Below are 19892 nucleotides of genomic sequence, written 5' to 3' on the forward strand. Positions count from 1 at the left end.
GCAGCCGTCATCAAGGGCGACGCGCGGATGGCCGAGGTGCTGCGCCGCGCCGTCTACTCGCACGTCACCATGGAACACTGCGACGCCAGACGGCTCGGGTCGTCGTCCGTCAGGATCCGGGCGTGTACATCGCGTACGGGGCCCTTCTCGTCGTAGCGGAGGCTGGTCGGCCTGGGGTCAGCCGCCGAACTCCTGCAGGCCCTTCAGGGCCTGGTCCAGGAGTGCCTGGCGGCCCTCCAGCTCGCGCTCCAGCTTGTCGGCGCGGGCGTTGTTGCCCTGGGCGCGCGCCTGCTCGATCTGGCCCTTGAGCTTGTCGACCGCGGCCTGGAGCTGACCGGTCAGACCCGCGGCACGCGCGCGGGCCTCCGGGTTGGTCCGGCGCCACTCGGCCTCCTCGGCCTCCTGGATCGCCCGCTCCACCGCGTGCATCCGGCCCTCGACCTTCGGCCGGGCGTCGCGCGGGACGTGGCCGATGGCCTCCCAGCGCTCGTTGACCGAGCGGAAGGCGGCGCGGGCCGTCTTGAGGTCCGTGACCGGGAGGATCTTCTCGGCCTCCTCGGCCAGCTCCTCCTTGAGCTTGAGGTTCTCCGTCTGCTCCGCGTCCCGCTCGGCGAAGACCGAGCTGCGGGCGGCGAAGAACACGTCCTGGGCGCCGCGGAAGCGGTTCCACAGGTCGTCCTCGTGCTCGCGCTGGGCGCGGCCCGCGGCCTTCCACTCGGCCATCAGTTCGCGGTAGCGCGCGGCCGTCGGGCCCCAGTCCGTCGACCCGGACAGCGCCTCGGCCTCGCCGACCAGGCGCTCCTTGGTGCGGCGGGCCTCCTCGCGCTGCGCGTCCAGCGAGGCGAAGTGCGCCTTGCGGCGCTTGGAGAACGCCGAGCGGGCGTGCGAGAAGCGGTGCCACAGCTCGTCGTCGGACTTGCGGTCCAGACGGGGCAGGCCCTTCCAGGTGTCCACCAGGGCGCGCAGCCGCTCACCGGCGGCCCGCCACTGGTCGGAGCGGGCCAGTTCCTCGGCCTCCTCGACCAGCGCCTCCTTGGCGTGGCGGGCCTCGTCGGACTGCTTCGCGCGCTGCTGCTTGCGCTCCTCGCGGCGCTTGTCGACGGTCTCCACGAGGTTGTCGAGGCGCACCTTGAGGGCCGCCAGGTCACCGACCGCGTGGTGCGCGTCGACCTGTTCGCGGATGTGGTCGATCGCGGTCTGCGCGTCCTTCGCCGACAGGTCGGTGGTCTTCACTCGCTTCTCGAGGAGGCCGATCTCGACAACCAGGCCCTCGTACTTGCGCTCGAAATAGGCCAACGCTTCCTCGGGGGAGCCGGCCTGCCAGGAACCGACGACCTGCTCTCCGTCGGCCGTACGCACGTACACGGTCCCCGTCTCGTCGACGCGGCCCCACGGGTCGCTGCTCACAGCGCCTCCTCCACATGATGCCTGCGAGGGGCCTCAGTGCCCCCGGGCATCGTCCACAGTTTCGTCACGGCCAACATAGGCGACCGGCGGGTTGCCTGTCCGCATCCCGCGCGACCGAAATTTCGCTGCTGGGCCCGTCAGGGCCCAGGCGCCAGGGGTCAGGATTTCGTGACGGTCGCCTTGTTGATCACGACCGTCGCGTTCGGTGCTCCGTCGCCCGCGCCGGTGCTCTCGCCCGCGGCCGCGATCTTCTTCAGCACCTTCATGCCGGCCTCCGAAATGGTGCCGAACGGGGTGTAGCTGGGCGGCAGCTGGCTGTCCTGGTAGACCAGGAAGAACTGGCTGCCACCGGTGTGCGCCTGGCCGGTGTTCGCCATCGCGACCGTGCCCGCCGGGTAGACGTTGCTCTTGAGGCTCTTGTCCTTGAGGTTCTCGTCCGGGATGGTGTAGCCCGGTCCGCCGCTGCCGGAGCCCGTGGGGTCGCCGCACTGCAGGACGTAGATGCCGCTGGTGGTGAGCCGGTGGCACTTCGTGTGGTCGAAGTAGCCCTTGCCCGCGAGGAAGTCGAAGGAGTTCACGGTGTGCGGGGCCGCCGACGCCTTCAGCGCGATGTCGATCTCACCGCAGGTCGTCGCGAGGTCCAGGGTGTACTTGGCCGACTTGTCGATGGACATCGTCGGCTCCTTCTTCCAGGTCTCGGTCTTGACCTTGCCGGCCGCCGCCTTCTCGCACGGGTCCGGCGCCTTGCTGGTCGCCGCCGCGCTCGGGCTGGTCTCCGCGCTCGCGTTGGTCTTGTCGTCGTCCTTGAGGACGCCCGTGGTGTACAGGGCGAGACTGCCGATGACGACCACGCCGAGCACCGACGCGATCACGGAGTTGCGTACACGGGCCTTGCGGCGCGCGGCCGTGCGCCGCTGCTGCTGCCGCAAGAACTTCTCCCGCGCGAGCTGCCGCTTCCGCTGTTCCTGGGTGACCACGGGGTTCTCTCCTCATGCGTCTCGTACGCCGACCGGTACGCCTGCGTCCTGTGAGCCGACCGCTTGCGTGTGCCCCGTACCGTATATGGGTTCGCTGAGGAATCGGCAGCGCCGGTAGGCTCTGACCACTGGCGCAGCCGCGCAGAAGCCCACCCGTACCGACACAAAACGAGGACGATCGTGCTCATTGCCGGGTTCCCCGCCGGGGCCTGGGGGACGAACTGTTATCTCGTCGCCCCCGCCGCCGGTGAGGAGTGCGTGATCATCGACCCGGGCCATCAGGCCGCCCAGGGAGTCGAAGAGGCGCTGAGGAAGCATCGGCTCAAGCCCGTCGCCGTCGTCCTCACCCACGGCCACATCGATCATGTGGCCTCGGTCGTCCCGGTGTGCGGTGCGCACGACGTGCCCGCCTGGATCCACCCCGAGGACCGCTACATGATGAAGGACCCGTCGATGGGGCTCGGCCGGTCGATCGGGATGCCGCTGATGGGCGAGATCACCGTGGGCGAGCCGGACGACGTCCGGGTGCTGACCGACGGCACGAAGCTGGAGCTGGCGGGTCTGGAACTGTCCGTCGCGCACGCGCCGGGCCATACCAAGGGGTCGGTGACCTTCCAGATGCCGGAGACCGCGGAGATTCCGTCCGTGTTCTTCTCGGGCGATCTGCTCTTCGCCGGCTCCATCGGACGCACCGACCTGCCCGGCGGTGACATGGCCGAGATGCTCGACTCGCTGGCCCGCGTGTGCCTGCCGCTCGACGACTCGACCGTGGTGCTGTCCGGCCACGGCCCCCAGACGACCATCGGCCAGGAGCGCGCCACCAACCCGTATCTGCGGGACGTGGCGGCCGGCCAGGGACGGGGTGCGCAGAGCACCCCTCCCCGACGAGGAATGTGACGAGAGACTTCGTGAGCACCTTTCAGGCCCCCAAGGGCACGTACGACCTGATCCCGCCGCGTTCCGCGAAGTTCCTCGCGGTCCGCGAGGCGATCTCCGGACCGCTGCGCAACGCCGGTTACGGCTATGTCGAGACCCCCGGTTTCGAGAACGTCGAGCTCTTCGCCCGCGGTGTCGGCGAGTCCACCGACATCGTGACCAAGGAGATGTACGCCTTCGAGACCAAGGGCGGCGACAAGCTCGCCCTGCGCCCCGAGGGCACCGCGTCCGTGCTGCGCGCCGCGCTGGAGGCGAACCTCCACCGGCAGGGCAACCTCCCCGTCAAGCTCTGGTACTCCGGCTCCTACTACCGCTACGAGCAGCCCCAGGCCGGTCGTTACCGGCACTTCTCCCAGGTCGGCGCCGAGGCGATCGGCGCGGAGGACCCGGCACTCGACGCCGAGCTGATCATCCTGGCCGACCAGGCATACCGCTCGCTGGGCCTGAGGACCTTCCGGATCCTGCTCAACAGCCTGGGCGACAAGGAGTGCCGGCCGGTCTACCGGGCCGCCCTACAGGACTTCCTGCGCGGCCTGGACCTCGACGAGGACACCCTGCGCCGGGCCGAGATCAACCCGCTGCGCGTCCTCGACGACAAGCGCGAGTCGGTCCAGAAGCAGATCGGGGGCGCCCCGCTGCTGCGGGACTACCTCTGCGACGCCTGCAAGGCGTACCACGAGGAGGTCCGTGAGCTGATCACCGCGGCGGGCGTCGCCTTCGAGGACGACCCGAAGCTGGTGCGCGGCCTCGACTACTACACCCGTACGACCTTCGAGTTCGTCCACGACGGTCTGGGCTCCCAGTCCGCGGTGGGCGGTGGCGGCCGCTATGACGGTCTCTCCGAGATGATCGGCGGCCCCGCGCTGCCGTCCGTCGGCTGGGCGCTCGGCGTCGACCGCACGGTCCTGGCCCTGGAGGCGGAGGGCGTCGAGCTCGAACTCCCCTCCACGACCAGCGTGTTCGCGGTCCCGCTGGGGGAGGAGGCCCGCCGGGTCCTCTTCACCAAGGTGACCGAGCTGCGCAAGGTGGGCATCGCCGCGGACTTCTCCTACGGCGGCAAGGGGCTCAAGGGCGCCATGAAGAACGCCAACCGCAGCGGGGCCCGCTACACGATCGTCGCCGGCGAGCGCGACCTCGCCGAGGGTGTCGTCCAGCTCAAGGACATGGAGTCCGGCGAGCAGTCGGCGATCGGCGTGAACGAGATCGTGGCGGAACTGGAGTCGAGGCTGGGCTGAGGCCGGTCCAGGAGGTCGTACCGCATGGCACCGGTGACGGCTGCCGTACGGTCTCGCGGACCGTCAACTCCGTGGGCGCGGATTCGTTCTGGCGGACGATTCCGACACGGGACCTCCACGCGCGCGTGGCGGTCCCGGTCGCCCTGGAGGATCTCCACCGTGGTGCTCCTGCCCGCGCCAGGGGCCCCGGTCATGCCCCGAACCTCGGCCGGAACCGGACGCTCGGGAACGACCGGGCGTCCTTCCTTATGTCCACCGAACGGTGGACAGTGCCCTTCGTGCGGCACAATGGCCCCTGCCCGAAGAAGGTCCAACTCTCAAGCAGACGGATCGGCGTGATGAGCAAGACGACAGTCAAAGACGTCTCCACCGAGCCCAAGCCCGCCGGTTCCGGCGCCGCGCCCCGGACGGTGGGCGGTAGTCGTGCCTACGCCCTGATGCTGGTGATCACCGGCGCGGCCGGCCTGCTCGCCGCGTGGGTCATCACGATCGACAAGTTCAAGATCCTCGAGGGCAAGGTCAGCGGCAAGACGTTCACGCCGAGCTGCTCCCTCAACCCGATCGTCTCCTGCGGCAGCGTCATGGAGAGCAAGCAGGCCGCCGCCTTCGGGTTCCCCAACCCTATGCTGGGCCTGGTCGCCTACGGCATCGTGATCTGCGTCGGCATGAGCCTGCTGGCCCGCGCCACCTTCCCGCGCTGGTACTGGCTCACCTTCAACTTCGGCACGCTCTTCGGCGTGGCCTTCGTGACCTGGCTGCAGTTCCAGTCGCTGTACCGGATCAACGCGCTGTGCCTGTGGTGCTCGCTGGCCTGGGTCGCCACGATCACGATGTTCTGGTACGTCACCTCGTTCAACGTCCGCAACGACTTCCTGCCGTCCCCGGGCTGGCTCAAGCGCTTCCTCGCCGAGTTCACCTGGGTCCTGCCGGTCACGCACTGCGGGATCATCGTCATGATGATCCTGACCCGCTGGGGCGACAAGCTCTGGGCCTGACGGCGTTGTCAGTGCCGTGAACTAGGGTTTTCATCGTGGAGCCCGATCTGTTCACCGCCGCGGCGGAAGAGCGCCAGGAGAAGGACCCGGCCGGCAGCCCCCTGGCGGTCCGGATGCGCCCGCGCACCCTCGACGAGGTGGTGGGCCAGCAGCACCTGCTCAAGCCGGGCTCGCCGCTGCGCCGCCTGGTCGGCGAGGGCAGCGGCGGCCCCGCCGGGCCTTCGTCGGTGATCCTCTGGGGTCCGCCGGGCACCGGCAAGACCACCCTGGCGTATGTCGTCTCCAAGGCGACCAACAAGCGCTTCGTGGAGCTCTCCGCGATCACCGCCGGCGTCAAGGAGGTCCGCGCGGTCATCGACGGCGCCCGCCGTGCCACCGGCGGCTTCGGCAAGGAGACCGTCCTCTTCCTCGACGAGATCCACCGCTTCAGCAAGGCCCAGCAGGACTCCCTGCTTCCGGCGGTCGAGAACCGCTGGGTGACCCTGATCGCGGCGACCACCGAGAACCCGTACTTCTCGATCATCTCCCCGCTGCTCTCCCGCTCTCTGCTGCTCACCCTCGAACCCCTGTCGGACGACGATGTCAGGGGCCTGCTGCGGCGGGCCCTGGGCGACGAGCGCGGGCTGAAGGACGCCGTCACCCTCCCCGAGGACGCCGAGGAGCACCTCCTGCGGATCGCCGGCGGCGACGCCCGCCGCGCCCTCACCGCCCTGGAGGCCGCCGCCGGAGCAGCCCTCGACAAGGGCGAGACGGAGATCTCCCTCACCACCCTTGAGGAGACGGTCGACCGCGCGGCCGTGAAGTACGACCGCGACGGCGACCAGCACTACGACGTCGCCAGCGCCCTGATCAAGTCCATCAGGGGCTCCGACGTCGACGCGGCCCTGCACTACCTGGCCCGCATGATCGAGGCCGGCGAGGACCCCCGCTTCATCGCCCGCCGTCTGATGATCTCCGCCAGCGAGGACATCGGCCTGGCCGACCCGAACGCCCTGCCCATAGCCGTGGCAGCCGCCCAGGCCGTCGCCATGATCGGCTTCCCCGAGGCCGCGCTGACGCTGAGCCACGCCACCATCGCCCTCGCCCTGGCCCCGAAGTCCAACGCCGCGACCACGGCGATCGGCGCCGCCCTGGAGGACGTACGCAAGGGGCACGCGGGACCCGTGCCGATGCACCTGAGGGACGGGCACTACAAGGGCGCGGCCAAGCTCGGACACGCACAGGGGTACGTCTACCCGCACGACCTGCCCGAGGGCATCGCCGCCCAGCAGTACGCCCCGGAGGAGCTCAGGGACCGCGAGTACTACGAACCGACCCGGCACGGTGCCGAGGCCCGGTACGCGGACGCGGTGGAGTGGACCAGGAAGCACCTCGGTCGTAAGCGGTCCTGAGCAGCCTGTAGAATCCCTCGAAGTGCTGTGTCCCGTGCAGTCAGAACGGGACGGCCAGCCGGAACCCCTCGTGGGTTCCAGGAGCGTCGCGCACCGTTCGAATGGTGTCGCGGGCAGCCCACCACCACTCACCTTCATGGATGAGACCGGTCGGTGGGCCACTCGCGTGCTGCACGTATGTGCCCAGACCAGGGAGCGGCTGCCCACCAGGCCCTTTCGAGGACCCGGCGGGTTTCCCCGGCTGCGGATGCGACCTCCCTCAACCCTGACAAGCCGAACACCGAGAAATGAGAGATCGTGGCGAACCAGTCCCGCCCCAAGGTCAAGAAGTCGCGTGCCCTCGGCATCGCGCTGACCCCGAAGGCCGTCAAGTACTTCGAGGCCCGCCCCTACCCGCCGGGTGAGCACGGCCGCGGCCGCAAGCAGAACTCGGACTACAAGGTCCGTCTGCTCGAGAAGCAGCGTCTGCGTGCGCAGTACGACGTGTCCGAGCGTCAGCTCGTCCGCGCCTACGAGCGTGCCTCCAAGGTCCAGGGCAAGACCGGTGAGGCCCTGATCATCGAGCTCGAGCGCCGTCTCGACGCGCTGGTCCTGCGTTCGGGCATCGCCCGCACGATCTACCAGGCCCGCCAGATGGTCGTCCACGGCCACATCGAGGTCAACGGCCAGAAGGTCGACAAGCCGTCCTTCCGCGTCCGTCCCGACGACGTCGTGCAGGTGCGCGAGCGCTCCAAGGAGAAGACCCTCTTCACGATCTCCCGTGAGGGCGGCTTCGCTCCCGAGGGCGAGACTCCGCGCTACCTCCAGGTGAACCTCAAGGCCCTGGCGTTCCGCCTGGACCGTGAGCCGAACCGCAAGGAGATCCCGGTGATCTGCGACGAGCAGCTCGTCGTCGAGTACTACGCCCGCTGATCACCAGCAGGCGGTAGCACCACTCAGCCCGCCGTCTCCCCGCCCTTCCGGGTGGGCGAGGCGGCGGGCTCCTGCGTTTCCAGTGCCGGCTGGGCGTGCCGTACGGGACCCCGCGGCGCGGGCAGGTCCGCCGGCGGCCGGTCGAGACCCAGTGCCCGGGACACCGCCGCCTCCCGGTCGAGAGCCCGGCCCTGTCGTACGCACTCCTCGTACCGCTCGTCGCCCAGCCGCTCCCGGGCCGTCGTCTCGCACAGCTCGTGCGGGGCGTTGTAGTAGGCCGAGCCGAACAGCGGCAGGCCCACCGAGGGCCACAGCGCGCCCGCCGCGCCCTGCAGCACCGCCGCCTCGGCCGCGTCGCCCTCGGTCGCCGTGACCAGGGCCAGCAGCTCGATCGACAGGACCGAGCCGAGCAGGTCGTGGAAGGCGTGCGCGCAGGTCAGACAGTCCGTGAGCAGCGCACGCGCGCGTGCCGGGTCGTCCGCGCCGAGGGCCGCGTACGCCAGGACGTACAGCGCGTAGGAGCGTGCCCAGCGCTCGCCGTGGTCCTCGCACACCCGGCGTACGTCCTCGCACAGCCGTACCGCGTCCGGCAGGTCGCCGAGGAAGGCCCGGGCCATCGCCAGCTCGACCTGGCCCATCAGGACGTTGCTGTTGAGCTCGCCGATCTCCCGGTAGCGCTCCAGCGCCGAGCGCAGGAGCGTCTCCGCGCGGGGCATGTCGTCGGTGACCAGCGCCAGACAGCCGGTGCGGTGCTCGGCGTACGCCACCGCGATCGCGTCCCCGGTCCGCTCGGCCGTCTCCCGGCACTCCTGGAGCGCCGCCAGCGCGGGCACCGCGTCGCCCTGGAGGATCGCCACGTACCCGAGCACCCACAGGGCCTTCAGCCGGGCGTGGTCGCCCTCCGGATCCAGGTCGAGGCTGCGCTCCAGCCAGTGCCGCCCCTCCGACAGCCGGCCGCAGCCCGCCCAGCAGAACCAGAGGGAGCCCGCGAGGTGCCGGGCCAGCTGGGCGCCGTCCGGCTCGGTCAGGCAGTGCTCCAGGGCGCAGCGCAGGTTCGGCAGCTCGGCCTCGATCCGCACGGCCACCTCCCGCTGCCGCGGCGAGAACCAGTCCAGCTCGCACCAGGTCGCCAGGCCCACGTACCAGTCGCGGTGGCGGCGCCGCAGCCGGGCCGCGTCGCCCGTCGCCTCCAGCCACTCGGCGCCGTACTCCCGGACCGTGTCGAGCATCCGGTAGCGCACCCCCGTGGCGGACTCCTCGCGGACGACCACGGACTGGTCGAGCAGCGCGGTCAGGACGTCGAGGATCTCCTCGGAGAGCAGGTCGTTCCCGCTGCACACGTACTCGGCGGCCTCCAGGTCGAACGGTCCGGCGAACACGGACAGCCGCGACCACAGCAACCGCTCCTCGGGCGTGCACAGTTCATGGCTCCAGCCGATCGCCGTGCGCAGCGTGCGATGGCGGGGGAGCGCGTCCCGGCCGCCGCCCGTCAGCAGCCGGAACCGGTCGTCGAGCCGCTCCACCAGCTGCTCGGGGGACAGGGCCCGCAGCCGGCCCGCCGCCAGCTCGATCGCCAGCGGGATGCCGTCCAGCCTTCGGCACAGCTCCCGTACGTGCGGATCGTCCCCGTACGCCGTCTTTTGCCGCGCGGCCCGCTCGGCGAACAGCTCCACCGCCTCGTCGTCGGCCAGCGGCCCCAGCGCGAACACCCGCTCGCCCGCCACGTCCAGCGGCCTGCGGCCCACCGCGAGGACGGCCGGCCCGGGCGCGTGCCGCAGCAACTCGCCGACCAACTCGGCGCACGCGTCCACCAGATGCTCGAACCCGTCAAGCACCAGCAGCAGTTGCCGCCCGGCCAGATGCGCCAGCAGCGCCTCGCGCGGCGCGCGCGTGGTGTGGTCCGTCAACCCCAGCGTCTCCACGACCGCGTAGTCGAGGAACTCCGGATCCTGTACGGCGGCCAGCTCGACCCGCCACACCCCGTCCGGCGGCGTGCGGCGACCCGCGGCCGCCCGCGCTGCCAGCCGGGACTTTCCGATCCCGCCGGGCCCCGTCACCGTCACCAGCCGGGAGGCGTCCAGCGCCCGCGCGAGGGCGGAGAGTTCCACGGATCGGCCCACGAACCCGTCGAGTTCCAGGGGCAGATTGCCGTTCACCGAGGAGCCGCCCGGCTGATGACCGCACATGGAACACGGAGCGTACTGAAGCGTGTTCACTCCGTACAATCGCCTCTGGCGGCCCGGAGCGCGAGGTGGTAATGCGGTGCGGAGCGCCGTCCCGGGCGCGATAGGCTCGGGGCCGGTATTCACAGGTGTTGACGAGAGCGGGTGTCAGGTGTCCGGTGGCGAGGTTGCCGGGATCCTGGTGGCCGTCTTCTGGGCGATCCTGGTCTCCTTCCTCGCCGTCGCGCTGGCGAGGCTGGCCCAGACGCTCAGGGCGACCACCAAGCTGGTGGCGGACGTGACCGACCAGGCCGTCCCGCTGCTGGCCGAGGCCTCCACGGCGGTGCGCTCCGCGCAGACCCAGATCGAACGGGTCGACGCGATCGCCTCCGACGTCCAGGAGGTCACGTCGAACGCCTCCGCGCTCTCCACCACCGTCGCCTCCACCTTCGGCGGCCCCCTGGTCAAGGTCGCGGCCTTCGGCTACGGCGTGCGCCGGGCGCTCGGTGGCCGCGGGGATGCCGGCGGCCGCAAGGACGAGGTGCCCGTGAAGGGCTCCCGGCGTACGGTGATCGTGGGCCGGGCGGTCTCCCGGGGCCGCGGGAAGAGGGACTGAGGCTCACAAGATGTTCCGCCGAACTTTCTGGTTCAGCACGGGCGTGGCCGCCGGTGTCTGGGCCACCACCAAGGTCAACCGCAAGCTGAAGCAGCTGACCCCCGAGAACCTCGCCGTCGCGGCGGCCAACAAGGCGATCGAGTCGGGTGCCCGCCTCAAGGACCGTGCCGTCGGCTTCGCGCTCGACGTCCGGGACAACATGGCCCAGCGGGAGGACGAGCTGAGCGACGCCCTCGGCATCCGTGAGCGTCCCGAACTCCCCGCGCCCCGGCGGATCGCCGCCATCGAGAACACGACGTACACCACGAAGCCGTACAAGACGCAGTCGTACAACCGGAATGAGGACCACTGATGGAGTCGGCCGAGATTCGCCGCCGCTGGCTGAGCTTCTTCGAGGAGCGCGGGCACACCGTCGTCCCTTCGGCGTCGCTCATCGCGGACGACCCGACTCTGCTCCTGGTCCCGGCCGGCATGGTGCCCTTCAAGCCCTACTTCCTCGGTGAGGTAAAGCCGCCGTACGCGCGCGCGACCAGCGTGCAGAAGTGCGTGCGCACGCCGGACATCGAAGAGGTCGGCAAGACCACCCGGCACGGCACCTTCTTCCAGATGTGCGGCAACTTCTCCTTCGGCGACTACTTCAAGGAAGGCGCCATCAAGTACGCCTGGGAGCTGCTCACCAGCCCCCAGGACAAGGGTGGTTACGGTCTTGAGGCGGACCGGCTGTGGATCACCGTCTACAAGGACGACGACGAGGCCGAGCGCATCTGGCACGACGTCGTCGGCGTGCCGAAGGAGCGCATCCAGCGCCTCGGCATGAAGGACAACTACTGGTCCATGGGTGTCCCCGGACCCTGCGGCCCCTGTTCCGAGATCAACTACGACCGCGGCCCCGAGTTCGGCGTCGAGGGCGGCCCGGCCGTCAACGACGAGCGGTACGTGGAGATCTGGAACCTCGTCTTCATGCAGTACGAGCGCGGCGAGGGCATCGGCAAGGACAACTTCGAGATCCTCGGCGAGCTGCCCAGCAAGAACATCGACACGGGCCTCGGTCTCGAGCGCCTCGCGATGATCCTGCAGGGCGTGCAGAACATGTACGAGATCGACACCTCGATGGCCGTCATCAAGAAGGCCACCGAGCTGACTGGTGTCTCCTATGGCGACGCGCACGCCTCGGACGTCTCGCTGCGCGTGGTCACCGACCACATGCGCACGTCCGTCATGCTCATCGGCGACGGCGTCACCCCCGGCAACGAGGGCCGTGGCTACGTCCTGCGCCGCATCATGCGTCGCGCCATCCGCAACATGCGGCTGCTCGGTGCCACCGGTCCGGTCGTGCTCGACCTGATCGACACCGTGATCGCGATGATGGGCCAGCAGTACCCCGAGCTGGTCACCGACCGCGAGCGGATCGAGAAGGTCGCCGTCGCCGAGGAGAACGCCTTCCTCAAGGCCCTCAAGGGCGGCACGAACATCCTCGACACCGCCGTCACCGAGACCAAGGCCGCCGGGGGCACGGTCCTCGCCGGCGACAAGGCGTTCCTGCTCCACGACACCTGGGGCTTCCCGATCGACCTCACCCTCGAAATGGCCGCCGAGCAGGGTCTCTCCGTGGACGAGGACGGCTTCCGCCGCCTGATGAAGGAGCAGCGGGACCGCGCCAAGGCCGACGCGCAGGCCAAGAAGACCGGCCATGCCGGCGCCGGTGCCTACCGCGAGATCGCGGACAAGGTCGGGGAGACCGACTTCATCGGCTACAGCGACACCGAGGGCGAGTCCACCGTCGTCGGCATCCTCGTCGACGGCACCTCCTCCCCGGCCGCCACCGAGGGCGACGAGGTCGAGATCGTCCTCGACCGCACCCCGTTCTACGCCGAGGGCGGCGGCCAGATCGGCGACACCGGGCGGATCAAGGTCGACTCCGGTGCCGTCATCGAGATCCGCGACTGCCAGAAGCCGGTTCCGGGCGTCTACGTCCACAAGGGCGTCGTGCAGTTCGGCGAGGTCACCGTGGGAGCCAAGGCCCACGCCTCCATCGACAGCCGTCGCCGCACCGCCATCGCCCGCGCCCACTCGGCGACCCACCTCACCCACCAGGCGCTGCGGGACGCGCTCGGCCCGACGGCCGCCCAGGCCGGTTCCGAGAACCAGCCGGGCCGCTTCCGCTTCGACTTCGGGTCCCCGTCCGCCGTTCCCACGGCCGTGATGACCGACGTCGAGCAGAAGATCAACGAGGTGCTCGCCCGCGACCTCGACGTCCGCGCCGACGTCATGGGCATCGACGAGGCCAAGAAGCAGGGCGCCATCGCCGAGTTCGGCGAGAAGTACGGCGAGCGGGTCCGTGTGGTGACCATCGGCGACTTCTCCAAGGAGCTGTGCGGCGGCACCCATGTGCACAACACCTCGCAGCTCGGCCTGGTCAAGTTGCTCGGCGAGTCGTCGATCGGCTCCGGTGTCCGCCGTATCGAGGCGCTCGTCGGTGTGGACGCGTACAACTTCCTCGCCCGGGAGCACACCGTCGTCGCCCAGCTCCAGGAGCTGATCAAGGGACGTCCGGAGGAGCTCCCGGAGAAGGTCTCCGCCATGCTCGGCAAGCTGAAGGACGCCGAGAAGGAGATCGAGAAGTTCCGCGCGGAGAAGGTGCTGCAGGCCGCCGCCGGTCTCGCCGAGTCCGCGAAGGACGTACGGGGCATCGCTCTGGTCACCGGCCAGGTCCCGGACGGCACGACCGCCGACGACCTGCGCAAGCTGGTCCTCGACGTGCGCGGCCGGATCCAGGGCGGGCGGGCCGCGGTCGTGGCCCTGTTCACGGTGTCCGGCGGCAAGCCGCTGACGGTCATCGCCACCAACGAGGCCGCCCGCGAGCGCGGTCTCAAGGCGGGCGACCTGGTTCGCACCGCTGCCAAGACCCTCGGCGGCGGCGGTGGCGGCAAGCCGGACGTCGCCCAGGGCGGCGGCCAGAACCCGGCCGCGATCGGCGAGGCCGTCGACGCGGTCGAGCGGCTCGTGGCGGACACCGCCAAGTGAGCGAGGACGGACAGTCGGGCGCCGACGGCCCGGTGATGCGCCGCGGCCGTCGCCTTGCGATCGACGTCGGGGACGCCCGGATCGGGGTCGCCTCGTGCGACCCCGACGGGATCCTCGCCACCCCGGTGGAGACGGTTCCCGGGCGGGACGTCCCCGCAGCTCACCGCCGGTTGAAGCAGCTGGTCGAGGAGTACGAGCCGATCGAGGTCGTCGTCGGTCTCCCGCGCTCCCTCAAGGGGGGCGAGGGTCCGGCCGCGGTCAAGGTCCGGGGCTTCGCCCAGCACCTCGCCCGCATGATCGCGCCGATCCCGGTGAGGCTCGTCGACGAACGCATGACCACGGTGACGGCCGGCCAGGGACTGCGCGCCTCCGGAGTGAAATCCAAAAAGGGCAGATCGGTCATCGACCAGGCAGCCGCTGTGATCATCCTCCAGCAGGCGCTGGAATCCGAACGGGTGTCAGGTAAAGCACCCGGCGAGGGCGTCGAAGTGGTCATCTGATCGCGATACGGTAACGTTCCGCGCGATGCGACGGCATTCGAACAGTCGCCGCACAGAATGAGGCGGATCGGTAGCCGAGTCGTGAAAGGGCCGACCGCCGCCTCGCGGCTCTAGGGGATCGATGACTGAGTATGGCCGGGGTCAAGACCCCGAACCGTGGCATCCCGAGGACCCGTTGTACGGGGACGGCGGATGGGGAGGACAGCAGGCCCATGCGGCCCAGTCCCCCTACGGCGGCCAGCCGCAGCACTATCCGGAGCAGCCGCAGTACGACAACAGCGGCTGGGGCGACGGCCAGCAGGCCGCCTATGGTCAGGCGCAGCAGCAGTATCAGCAGTACAACGGCCAGTACGACCAGCAGCAGTATGACCAGCAGCAATACGGTCAACGGCATCAGCAGCAGTACGGCCAGCAGACGTACCAGGGGCAGCCGCAGCATCAGCAGCAGCCGTACGACAACAACGGCTGGGGCAACGGAGCGCAGGCCCAGTACCCCGTCGACCCGTCGGACCCGTACGGCCAGCAGGCCGCGTCCTACGGCGGTCAGCAGCCCGACTACTACGGCACCCCGGACGCCTACCCGCCGCCCGAGCCGCCGAGCCGGCGGCGCGCAGAGCCGGAGCCGAGGAGCGACTGGGATCCCGGCCCTGACCAGGGCGAACACGCCTTCTTTGCGGGTGGCGGCGAGGACGACGCCGACGAGCCCGAGGGTGATGACGGCGAGCGGCGGGGCCGGGGCGGCAAAGGCAAAGGGGCCAAGAAGCGCCGTAGCGGATGCGCCTGTCTGGTGGTCGTGCTGGTCTTCGGCGGTGGCATCGGCGGAGTCGGGTACTTCGGTTACCAGTTCTACCAAAATCGTTTCGGCGCGGCCCCGGACTATGCCGGGAACGGCACCAGCCAGACGGTCAACGTCGAGATCCCCAAGGGGGCCGGCGGCTACGAGATCGGCCGGCGGCTGAAGGAGGCCGGCGTCGTCAAGAGCGTCGACGCCTTCGTCACCGCCCAGCAGCAGAACTCCAAGGGCAAGTCGATCCAGGCTGGCGCCTATCTCCTCAAGAAGGAGATGTCCGCCGCGAGTGCCGTCGCGATGATGCTCGACCCGAAGAGCCAGAACAATGTGCTGGTGACACCGGGTCTGCGGAACGTCGCGGTCTACAAGAGGATCGACGAGAAACTCGACCTCAGTTCCGGCACCACCAAGAAGGTCGCCAAGGAGAAATTCAAGAGCCTCGGACTGCCGAGCTGGGCGAACGACAACAGCAAGATCAAGGATCCGCTGGAAGGCTTCCTCTTCCCCGGCACCTATCCCGCCGCCAAGGGAATGAAGCCCGAAACGGTCCTCAAGTCGATGGTCTCCGAGGCCGCCGAGCAGTACGGCCAGTACGACCTGGAGGCGAAGGCCAAGGCGCTCAAGCTGGACGGTCCGCTGCAGGTCATCACGGTCGCGAGCCTCGTCCAGGCCGAGGGCAAGACCGAGGACGACTACCGCAAGATGGCCGAGGTCGTCTACAACCGCCTCAACCTCGCCAACCCCCAGACGTACGGTGCGCTCCAGTTCGACTCGACCTTCAACTACGCGATGGGTCAGAGCAATATCAGGATCACCGAGGCGGAGATCAAGAACAACAAGGACCCGTACAACACCTATTACCACAAGGGCCTGCCGCCCGGTCCGATCGACAATCCCGGTCTGGTCGCACTGAAGGCAAGCCTGAATCCGACGGACGACGGCTGGTTCTACTTCGTCGCGACCGACGGCGTGAACAAAACCGAATTCGCCAAGACCCACGACGAATTCCTGAGGCTCAAGGACAAGTTCAATGAGGCCACGGGCAACTGACGCCCGCCGGGCTGCCGTCCTCGGCAAGCCCATCGCCCACTCCCTCTCCCCGGTGCTGCATCTGGCCGCCTACGAGGAGCTGGGCCTCACGGACTGGTCCTACGACCGGTTCGAGCTCGACGAGGCCGCCCTGCCCGGGTTCGTCGCCGGGCTCGGGCCGGAGTGGGCGGGGCTGTCGGTGACGATGCCGCTGAAGCGGGCCGTGATACCGCTGCTCGACGGGATCAGCGAGACGGCCGCCTCGGTGGAGGCGGTCAACACGGTCCTGTTCACCGAGGACGGCCGCCGCGTCGGCGACAACACCGACATTCCCGGCATGGTCGCCGCCCTGCGGGAGCGCGGGATCGACCAGGTCGGCTCGGCGGCGATCCTCGGCGCCGGAGCCACCGCCTCCTCCGCCCTCGCCGCGCTCTCCCGGATCTGCACCGGGGAGGTCGTCGCCTACGTCCGCAGCGCGGCCCGGGCCGCCGAGATGCGCCGGTGGGGCGAGCGCCTCGACGTCGAGGTGCGGACCGTTGACTGGGCGGACGCCGCCGAGGCCCTGCACGCCCCCCTCGTCATCGCGACCACCCCCGCCGGGGCCACCGACGAACTCGCCCACGCCGTACCCGAGCGGCCCGCGGCCCTCTTCGACGTGCTCTACGACCCCTGGCCCACCGAGCTCGCGGCCCGCTGGTCGATGACCGGCGGGGCCGTCGTCAGCGGCCTCGACCTGCTGGTGCACCAGGCGGTCCTCCAGGTCGAGCAGATGACCGGGTGCCGGCCCGCACCGCTGGACGCCATGCGGAAGGCGGGGGAGCACGCCCTGGCGGCCCGCCACTAGGGGTTCCTCCGTGGTTGCGCACCGTCCGCCTGATGGACCACGGACCGGGCACGCGGCCCGGACGTGGGAGGATCGGGGGTGGCGGACCGGGCCGCGCACCGGGGCGCCGTCGCCGTACGCGAGGACGCGCGTACGCGCAGCAGGACGCAGTACCAGGGCGCGAGACTGAGGAGCACCGTTGAGCAGGTTGCGCTGGCTGACCGCGGGGGAGTCCCACGGCCCCGCACTCGTGGCGACGCTGGAGGGCCTCCCGGCCGGCGTGCCGATCACCACGGAGATGGTGGCGGACCACCTGGCGAGGCGTCGGCTCGGCTATGGCCGCGGTGCGCGCATGAAGTTCGAGCGCGACGAGGTCACCTTCCTCGGCGGCGTCCGGCACGGACTCACCCTCGGCTCCCCGGTCGCGATCATGGTGGGCAACACCGAGTGGCCCAAGTGGGAGCAGGTCATGGCGGCCGACCCGGTCGACGAGGAGATCCTCGCCGGGCTCGCCCGCAACTCCCCGCTGACCCGCCCGCGCCCCGGCCACGCCGACCTCGCGGGCATGCAGAAGTACGGCTTCGACGAGGCCCGGCCGATCCTGGAGCGTGCCTCCGCGCGGGAGACGGCGGCCCGGGTGGCGCTGGGCGCGGTCGCCCGGTCGTACATCAAGGAGACGGCCGGCATCGAGATCGTCAGCCATGTCGTCGAGCTGTGCTCGGTGAAGGCCCCGGGCGGTGTGTACCCCACCCCGGCCGACGTCGAGAAGCTGGACGCCGACCCGCTGCGCTGCCTGGACGCGGACACCTCGAAGGCGATGGTCGCCGAGGTCGACCAGGCCCACAAGGACGGCGACACCCTCGGCGGCGTGGTCGAGATCCTGGCCTACGGCGTCCCCGTCGGCCTGGGCTCGCACGTGCACTGGGACCGCAAGCTGGATGCCCGGCTCGCCGGTGCCCTCATGGGCATCCAGGCCATCAAGGGCGTCGAGGTCGGTGACGGCTTCGACCTCGCGCGCGTGCCGGGCTCCCAGGCGCACGACGAGATCGTCAACACCCCGGAGGGCATCCGGCGCGTCTCCGGCCGCTCCGGCGGCACGGAGGGCGGCCTCACCACCGGTGAGCTGCTGCGGGTGCGGGCCGCGATGAAGCCGATCGCGACCGTGCCGCGTGCCCTGAAGACCGTCGACGTGACCACCGGCGAGGCCACCCAGGCCCACCACCAGCGCTCCGACGTCTCCGCGGTGCCGGCGGCCGGCATCGTCGCCGAGGCGATGGTGGCGCTCGTCCTCGCGGACGCGGTCGCGGAGAAGTTCGGCGGCGACTCCGTGAAGGAGACCCGTCGCAACGTCCAGTCCTACCTCGACCACCTGGGCATCCGATGAGCCCTGTGGTGGTCCTGGTCGGCCCGATGGGCGTGGGCAAGTCCACCGTCGGGCAGTTGCTGGCCGAGCGGCTCGGCGTGGGATACCGGGACACCGACGACGACATCGTGGGTGAGCAGGGCCGGAGCATCGCGGAGATCTTCGTCGACGAGGGCGAGAGCGTCTTCAGGGCCGTCGAGAAGGCAGCGGTGGCCCGCGCGCTGGCCGAGCACGAGGGCGTCCTCGCACTCGGCGGAGGGGCGATCCTGGACGAGGACACCCGCGCCCTGCTGGACGGGCTGAAGGTCGTCTACCTCTCGATGGGCGTCGAGGAGGCCGTCAAGCGCACCGGCCTGAACACCGCCCGCCCGCTGCTCGCCGTCAACCCGCGCAAGCAGTGGCGCGAGCTGATGGACGCGCGGCGGCACCTGTACGAGGGGATCGCGACGGCGGTGGTCGCAACGGACGGCCGTACCCCTGAAGAGGTCACCCAAGTAGCCCTGGACGCACTGGAGTTGAAGGAAGCATGAGCGAGTCGGTGACGCGGATCCAGGTCGGCGGCAGTGCGGGCAGCGCGCCGTACGAGGTCCTGGTGGGTCGTCAACTGCTGGGCGAACTAGGCGCGTTGGTCGGCGACCGGGCCAAGCGGGTCGCCGTGATCCACCCGGAGGCACTCGCCGAGACCGGTGACGCGCTCCGCGCCGACCTCGCCGAGCAGGGCTACGAGGCGGTCGCCATCCAGGTGCCCAACGCGGAGGAGGCCAAGACCGCCGAGGTCGCCGCCTACTGCTGGAAGGCGCTCGGCCAGTCCGGCTTCACCCGCACCGACGTCATCGTCGGCGTCGGCGGCGGCTCCACCACCGACCTCGCCGGGTTCGTCGCCGCGAGCTGGCTGCGCGGGGTGCGCTGGATCGCCGTCCCCACCACGGTCCTCGCCATGGTGGACGCGGCCGTCGGCGGCAAGACCGGTATCAACACCGCCGAGGGCAAGAACCTCGTCGGCGCCTTCCACCCGCCCGCCGGTGTGCTGTGCGACCTGGCCGCGCTGGACTCGCTGCCCGTCAACGACTACGTCTCCGGGCTCGCCGAGATCATCAAGGCCGGGTTCATCGCCGACCCCGTGATCCTGGAGCTGATCGAGTCCGACCCGCAGGCCGCGCGCACTCCGGCCGGGCCGCACACCGCCGAGCTGATCGAGCGCTCCATCCGGGTCAAGGCCGAGGTGGTCTCCTCCGACCTCAAGGAGGCGGGCCTCAGGGAGATCCTCAACTACGGCCACACGCTGGGCCATGCCATCGAGAAGAACGAGCGGTACAAGTGGCGGCACGGCGCCGCCGTCGCCGTGGGTATGCACTTCGCCGCCGAACTCGGGCGCGTGGCAGGGCGGTTGGACGACGCGACGGCCGACCGGCACCGCACCGTCCTGGAGTCCGTCGGACTGCCGCTGCACTACCGCTACGACCAGTGGCCCAAGTTGCTGGAGAACATGAAGGTCGACAAGAAGTCCCGCGGCGACCTGCTCCGCTTCATCGTCCTGGACGGGCTGGGCAAGCCGACGGTTCTTGAGGGACCCGACCCGGCGGTGCTGCTCGCGGCCTACGGCGAAGTCGGCCAGTAGGACCGGCGCAGCGGTACGTCCCGCGACGGGCGTTCCGCCTGATTCGCCGTAGGACATGGGCACTTCGGACCGCCCCCTTTGGTGATCAAAGTGTGGGGCCGGGCCAGGAGGGCC

At 70.2% G+C, this 19892-nt stretch carries 17 protein-coding genes and 1 pseudogene; 14 read left to right on the plus strand and 4 right to left on the minus strand.

What is annotated here, in order from left to right:
* Positions 1-177: 177 nt before the first annotated feature.
* Positions 178-1407, minus strand: coding sequence for a DUF349 domain-containing protein (locus ABZ896_RS44915; protein WP_360942449.1), 1230 nt, complete (start codon positions 1405-1407; stop codon positions 178-180).
* Positions 1408-1565: 158 nt separating this feature from the next.
* Entirely contained in the window at positions 1566-2384 is an 819-nt protein-coding gene (locus ABZ896_RS44920; RefSeq protein WP_360942452.1) for a peptidylprolyl isomerase, read from the minus strand.
* A gap of 180 nt (positions 2385-2564) precedes the next feature.
* Here ABZ896_RS44920 and ABZ896_RS44925 point away from each other — a divergent pair, with 180 nt between their 5' ends.
* Both ABZ896_RS44925 and hisS read left to right on the plus strand, forming a co-directional pair.
* Positions 2565-3281, plus strand: a complete 717-nt coding sequence (locus ABZ896_RS44925) for an MBL fold metallo-hydrolase (RefSeq protein ID WP_360942455.1) — start codon at positions 2565-2567, stop codon at positions 3279-3281.
* Between the two features lie 11 nt (positions 3282-3292).
* A complete protein-coding gene (gene hisS / locus ABZ896_RS44930) occupies positions 3293-4555 on the plus strand; it encodes a histidine--tRNA ligase (RefSeq protein WP_360942458.1) in 1263 nt (420 codons plus the stop codon).
* 43 nt (positions 4556-4598) lie between these two features.
* Here the strand turns inward: hisS and ABZ896_RS44935 are convergent.
* Positions 4599-4761 (minus strand): annotated as a pseudogene (locus tag ABZ896_RS44935) (ABC transporter ATP-binding protein); the annotation flags it as partial.
* Positions 4762-4893: 132 nt separating this feature from the next.
* Here ABZ896_RS44935 and ABZ896_RS44940 point away from each other — a divergent pair.
* The 3 genes from ABZ896_RS44940 to rpsD all read left to right on the plus strand — a co-directional run bounded on the left by ABZ896_RS44940 (position 4894) and on the right by rpsD (position 7853).
* Complete coding sequence (locus ABZ896_RS44940; protein ID WP_360942461.1) at positions 4894-5550, plus strand: vitamin K epoxide reductase family protein; 657 nt, start codon at positions 4894-4896, stop codon at positions 5548-5550.
* Between the two features lie 35 nt (positions 5551-5585).
* A complete protein-coding gene (locus tag ABZ896_RS44945; protein WP_360942464.1) occupies positions 5586-6941 on the plus strand; it encodes a replication-associated recombination protein A in 1356 nt (451 codons plus the stop codon).
* Positions 6942-7238: 297 nt separating this feature from the next.
* On the plus strand, positions 7239-7853 hold the full coding sequence (gene rpsD / locus ABZ896_RS44950) for a 30S ribosomal protein S4 (RefSeq protein ID WP_360942467.1): 615 nt from the start codon (positions 7239-7241) through the stop codon (positions 7851-7853).
* Between the two features lie 23 nt (positions 7854-7876).
* On the opposite strand, the gene ABZ896_RS44955 is transcribed toward rpsD, so the two are convergent.
* The gene (locus ABZ896_RS44955) at positions 7877-10039 is read right to left on the minus strand and encodes an AAA family ATPase (RefSeq protein WP_360942470.1); all 2163 of its coding nucleotides are present in this window, start codon (positions 10037-10039) and stop codon (positions 7877-7879) included.
* A 148-nt stretch (positions 10040-10187) separates the two neighbouring features.
* Between ABZ896_RS44955 and ABZ896_RS44960 the strand changes: the two genes are divergently transcribed.
* From ABZ896_RS44960 to aroB, 9 genes are all read left to right on the plus strand, one after another.
* Positions 10188-10631: a DUF948 domain-containing protein gene (locus ABZ896_RS44960; RefSeq protein ID WP_360942473.1), complete on the plus strand. Its 444-nt coding sequence runs from the start codon at positions 10188-10190 to the stop codon at positions 10629-10631.
* Between the two features lie 10 nt (positions 10632-10641).
* Positions 10642-10983, plus strand: coding sequence for a hypothetical protein (locus ABZ896_RS44965; RefSeq protein WP_360942476.1), 342 nt, complete (start codon positions 10642-10644; stop codon positions 10981-10983).
* On the plus strand, positions 10983-13655 hold the full coding sequence (gene alaS / locus ABZ896_RS44970) for an alanine--tRNA ligase (RefSeq protein WP_360942479.1): 2673 nt from the start codon (positions 10983-10985) through the stop codon (positions 13653-13655). Before ABZ896_RS44965 ends, alaS begins: the two co-directional genes overlap by 1 nt.
* Before the next feature lie 35 nt (positions 13656-13690).
* Complete coding sequence (gene ruvX / locus ABZ896_RS44975; protein WP_360942497.1) at positions 13691-14155, plus strand: Holliday junction resolvase RuvX; 465 nt, start codon at positions 13691-13693, stop codon at positions 14153-14155.
* 121 nt (positions 14156-14276) lie between these two features.
* Positions 14277-15995 (plus strand): endolytic transglycosylase MltG, encoded by a 1719-nt coding sequence (mltG, locus tag ABZ896_RS44980; protein ID WP_360942482.1) that lies wholly within the window; start codon positions 14277-14279, stop codon positions 15993-15995.
* A complete protein-coding gene (locus tag ABZ896_RS44985; RefSeq protein ID WP_360942485.1) occupies positions 15976-16818 on the plus strand; it encodes a shikimate dehydrogenase in 843 nt (280 codons plus the stop codon). The genes mltG and ABZ896_RS44985 overlap by 20 nt, the downstream gene beginning before the upstream one ends.
* Positions 16819-16996: 178 nt before the next feature.
* Complete coding sequence (gene aroC / locus ABZ896_RS44990; protein ID WP_360942488.1) at positions 16997-18181, plus strand: chorismate synthase; 1185 nt, start codon at positions 16997-16999, stop codon at positions 18179-18181.
* Positions 18178-18690, plus strand: a complete 513-nt coding sequence (locus ABZ896_RS44995; protein WP_360942491.1) for a shikimate kinase — start codon at positions 18178-18180, stop codon at positions 18688-18690. The genes aroC and ABZ896_RS44995 overlap by 4 nt, the downstream gene beginning before the upstream one ends.
* Positions 18687-19778, plus strand: a complete 1092-nt coding sequence (gene aroB, locus ABZ896_RS45000; RefSeq protein ID WP_360942494.1) for a 3-dehydroquinate synthase — start codon at positions 18687-18689, stop codon at positions 19776-19778. Before ABZ896_RS44995 ends, aroB begins: the two co-directional genes overlap by 4 nt.
* Positions 19779-19892: the final 114 nt, after the last annotated feature.

The sequence above is a fragment of the Streptomyces sp. NPDC047072 genome (assembly GCF_040643855.1).
In the GTDB taxonomy this organism is placed as follows: Bacteria; Actinomycetota; Actinomycetes; order Streptomycetales; family Streptomycetaceae; genus Streptomyces.

What these genes read in the sequence shown, in the direction of transcription:
- aroB (WP_360942494.1), top strand. Translation starts at nt 18,687, where the DNA reads ATGAGCGAGTCGGTGACGCGGATCCAGGTCGGCGGCAGTGCGGGCAGC.
- mltG (WP_360942482.1), top strand. Translation starts at nt 14,277, where the DNA reads ATGACTGAGTATGGCCGGGGTCAAGACCCCGAACCGTGGCATCCCGAG.
- ABZ896_RS44955 (WP_360942470.1), bottom strand. Translation starts at nt 10,039, where the DNA reads ATGTGCGGTCATCAGCCGGGCGGCTCCTCGGTGAACGGCAATCTGCCC.
- ABZ896_RS44995 (WP_360942491.1), top strand. Translation starts at nt 18,178, where the DNA reads ATGAGCCCTGTGGTGGTCCTGGTCGGCCCGATGGGCGTGGGCAAGTCC.
- ABZ896_RS44985 (WP_360942485.1), top strand. Translation starts at nt 15,976, where the DNA reads ATGAGGCCACGGGCAACTGACGCCCGCCGGGCTGCCGTCCTCGGCAAG.
- ruvX (WP_360942497.1), top strand. Translation starts at nt 13,691, where the DNA reads ATGCGCCGCGGCCGTCGCCTTGCGATCGACGTCGGGGACGCCCGGATC.
- ABZ896_RS44940 (WP_360942461.1), top strand. Translation starts at nt 4,894, where the DNA reads ATGAGCAAGACGACAGTCAAAGACGTCTCCACCGAGCCCAAGCCCGCC.
- alaS (WP_360942479.1), top strand. Translation starts at nt 10,983, where the DNA reads ATGGAGTCGGCCGAGATTCGCCGCCGCTGGCTGAGCTTCTTCGAGGAG.
- ABZ896_RS44965 (WP_360942476.1), top strand. Translation starts at nt 10,642, where the DNA reads ATGTTCCGCCGAACTTTCTGGTTCAGCACGGGCGTGGCCGCCGGTGTC.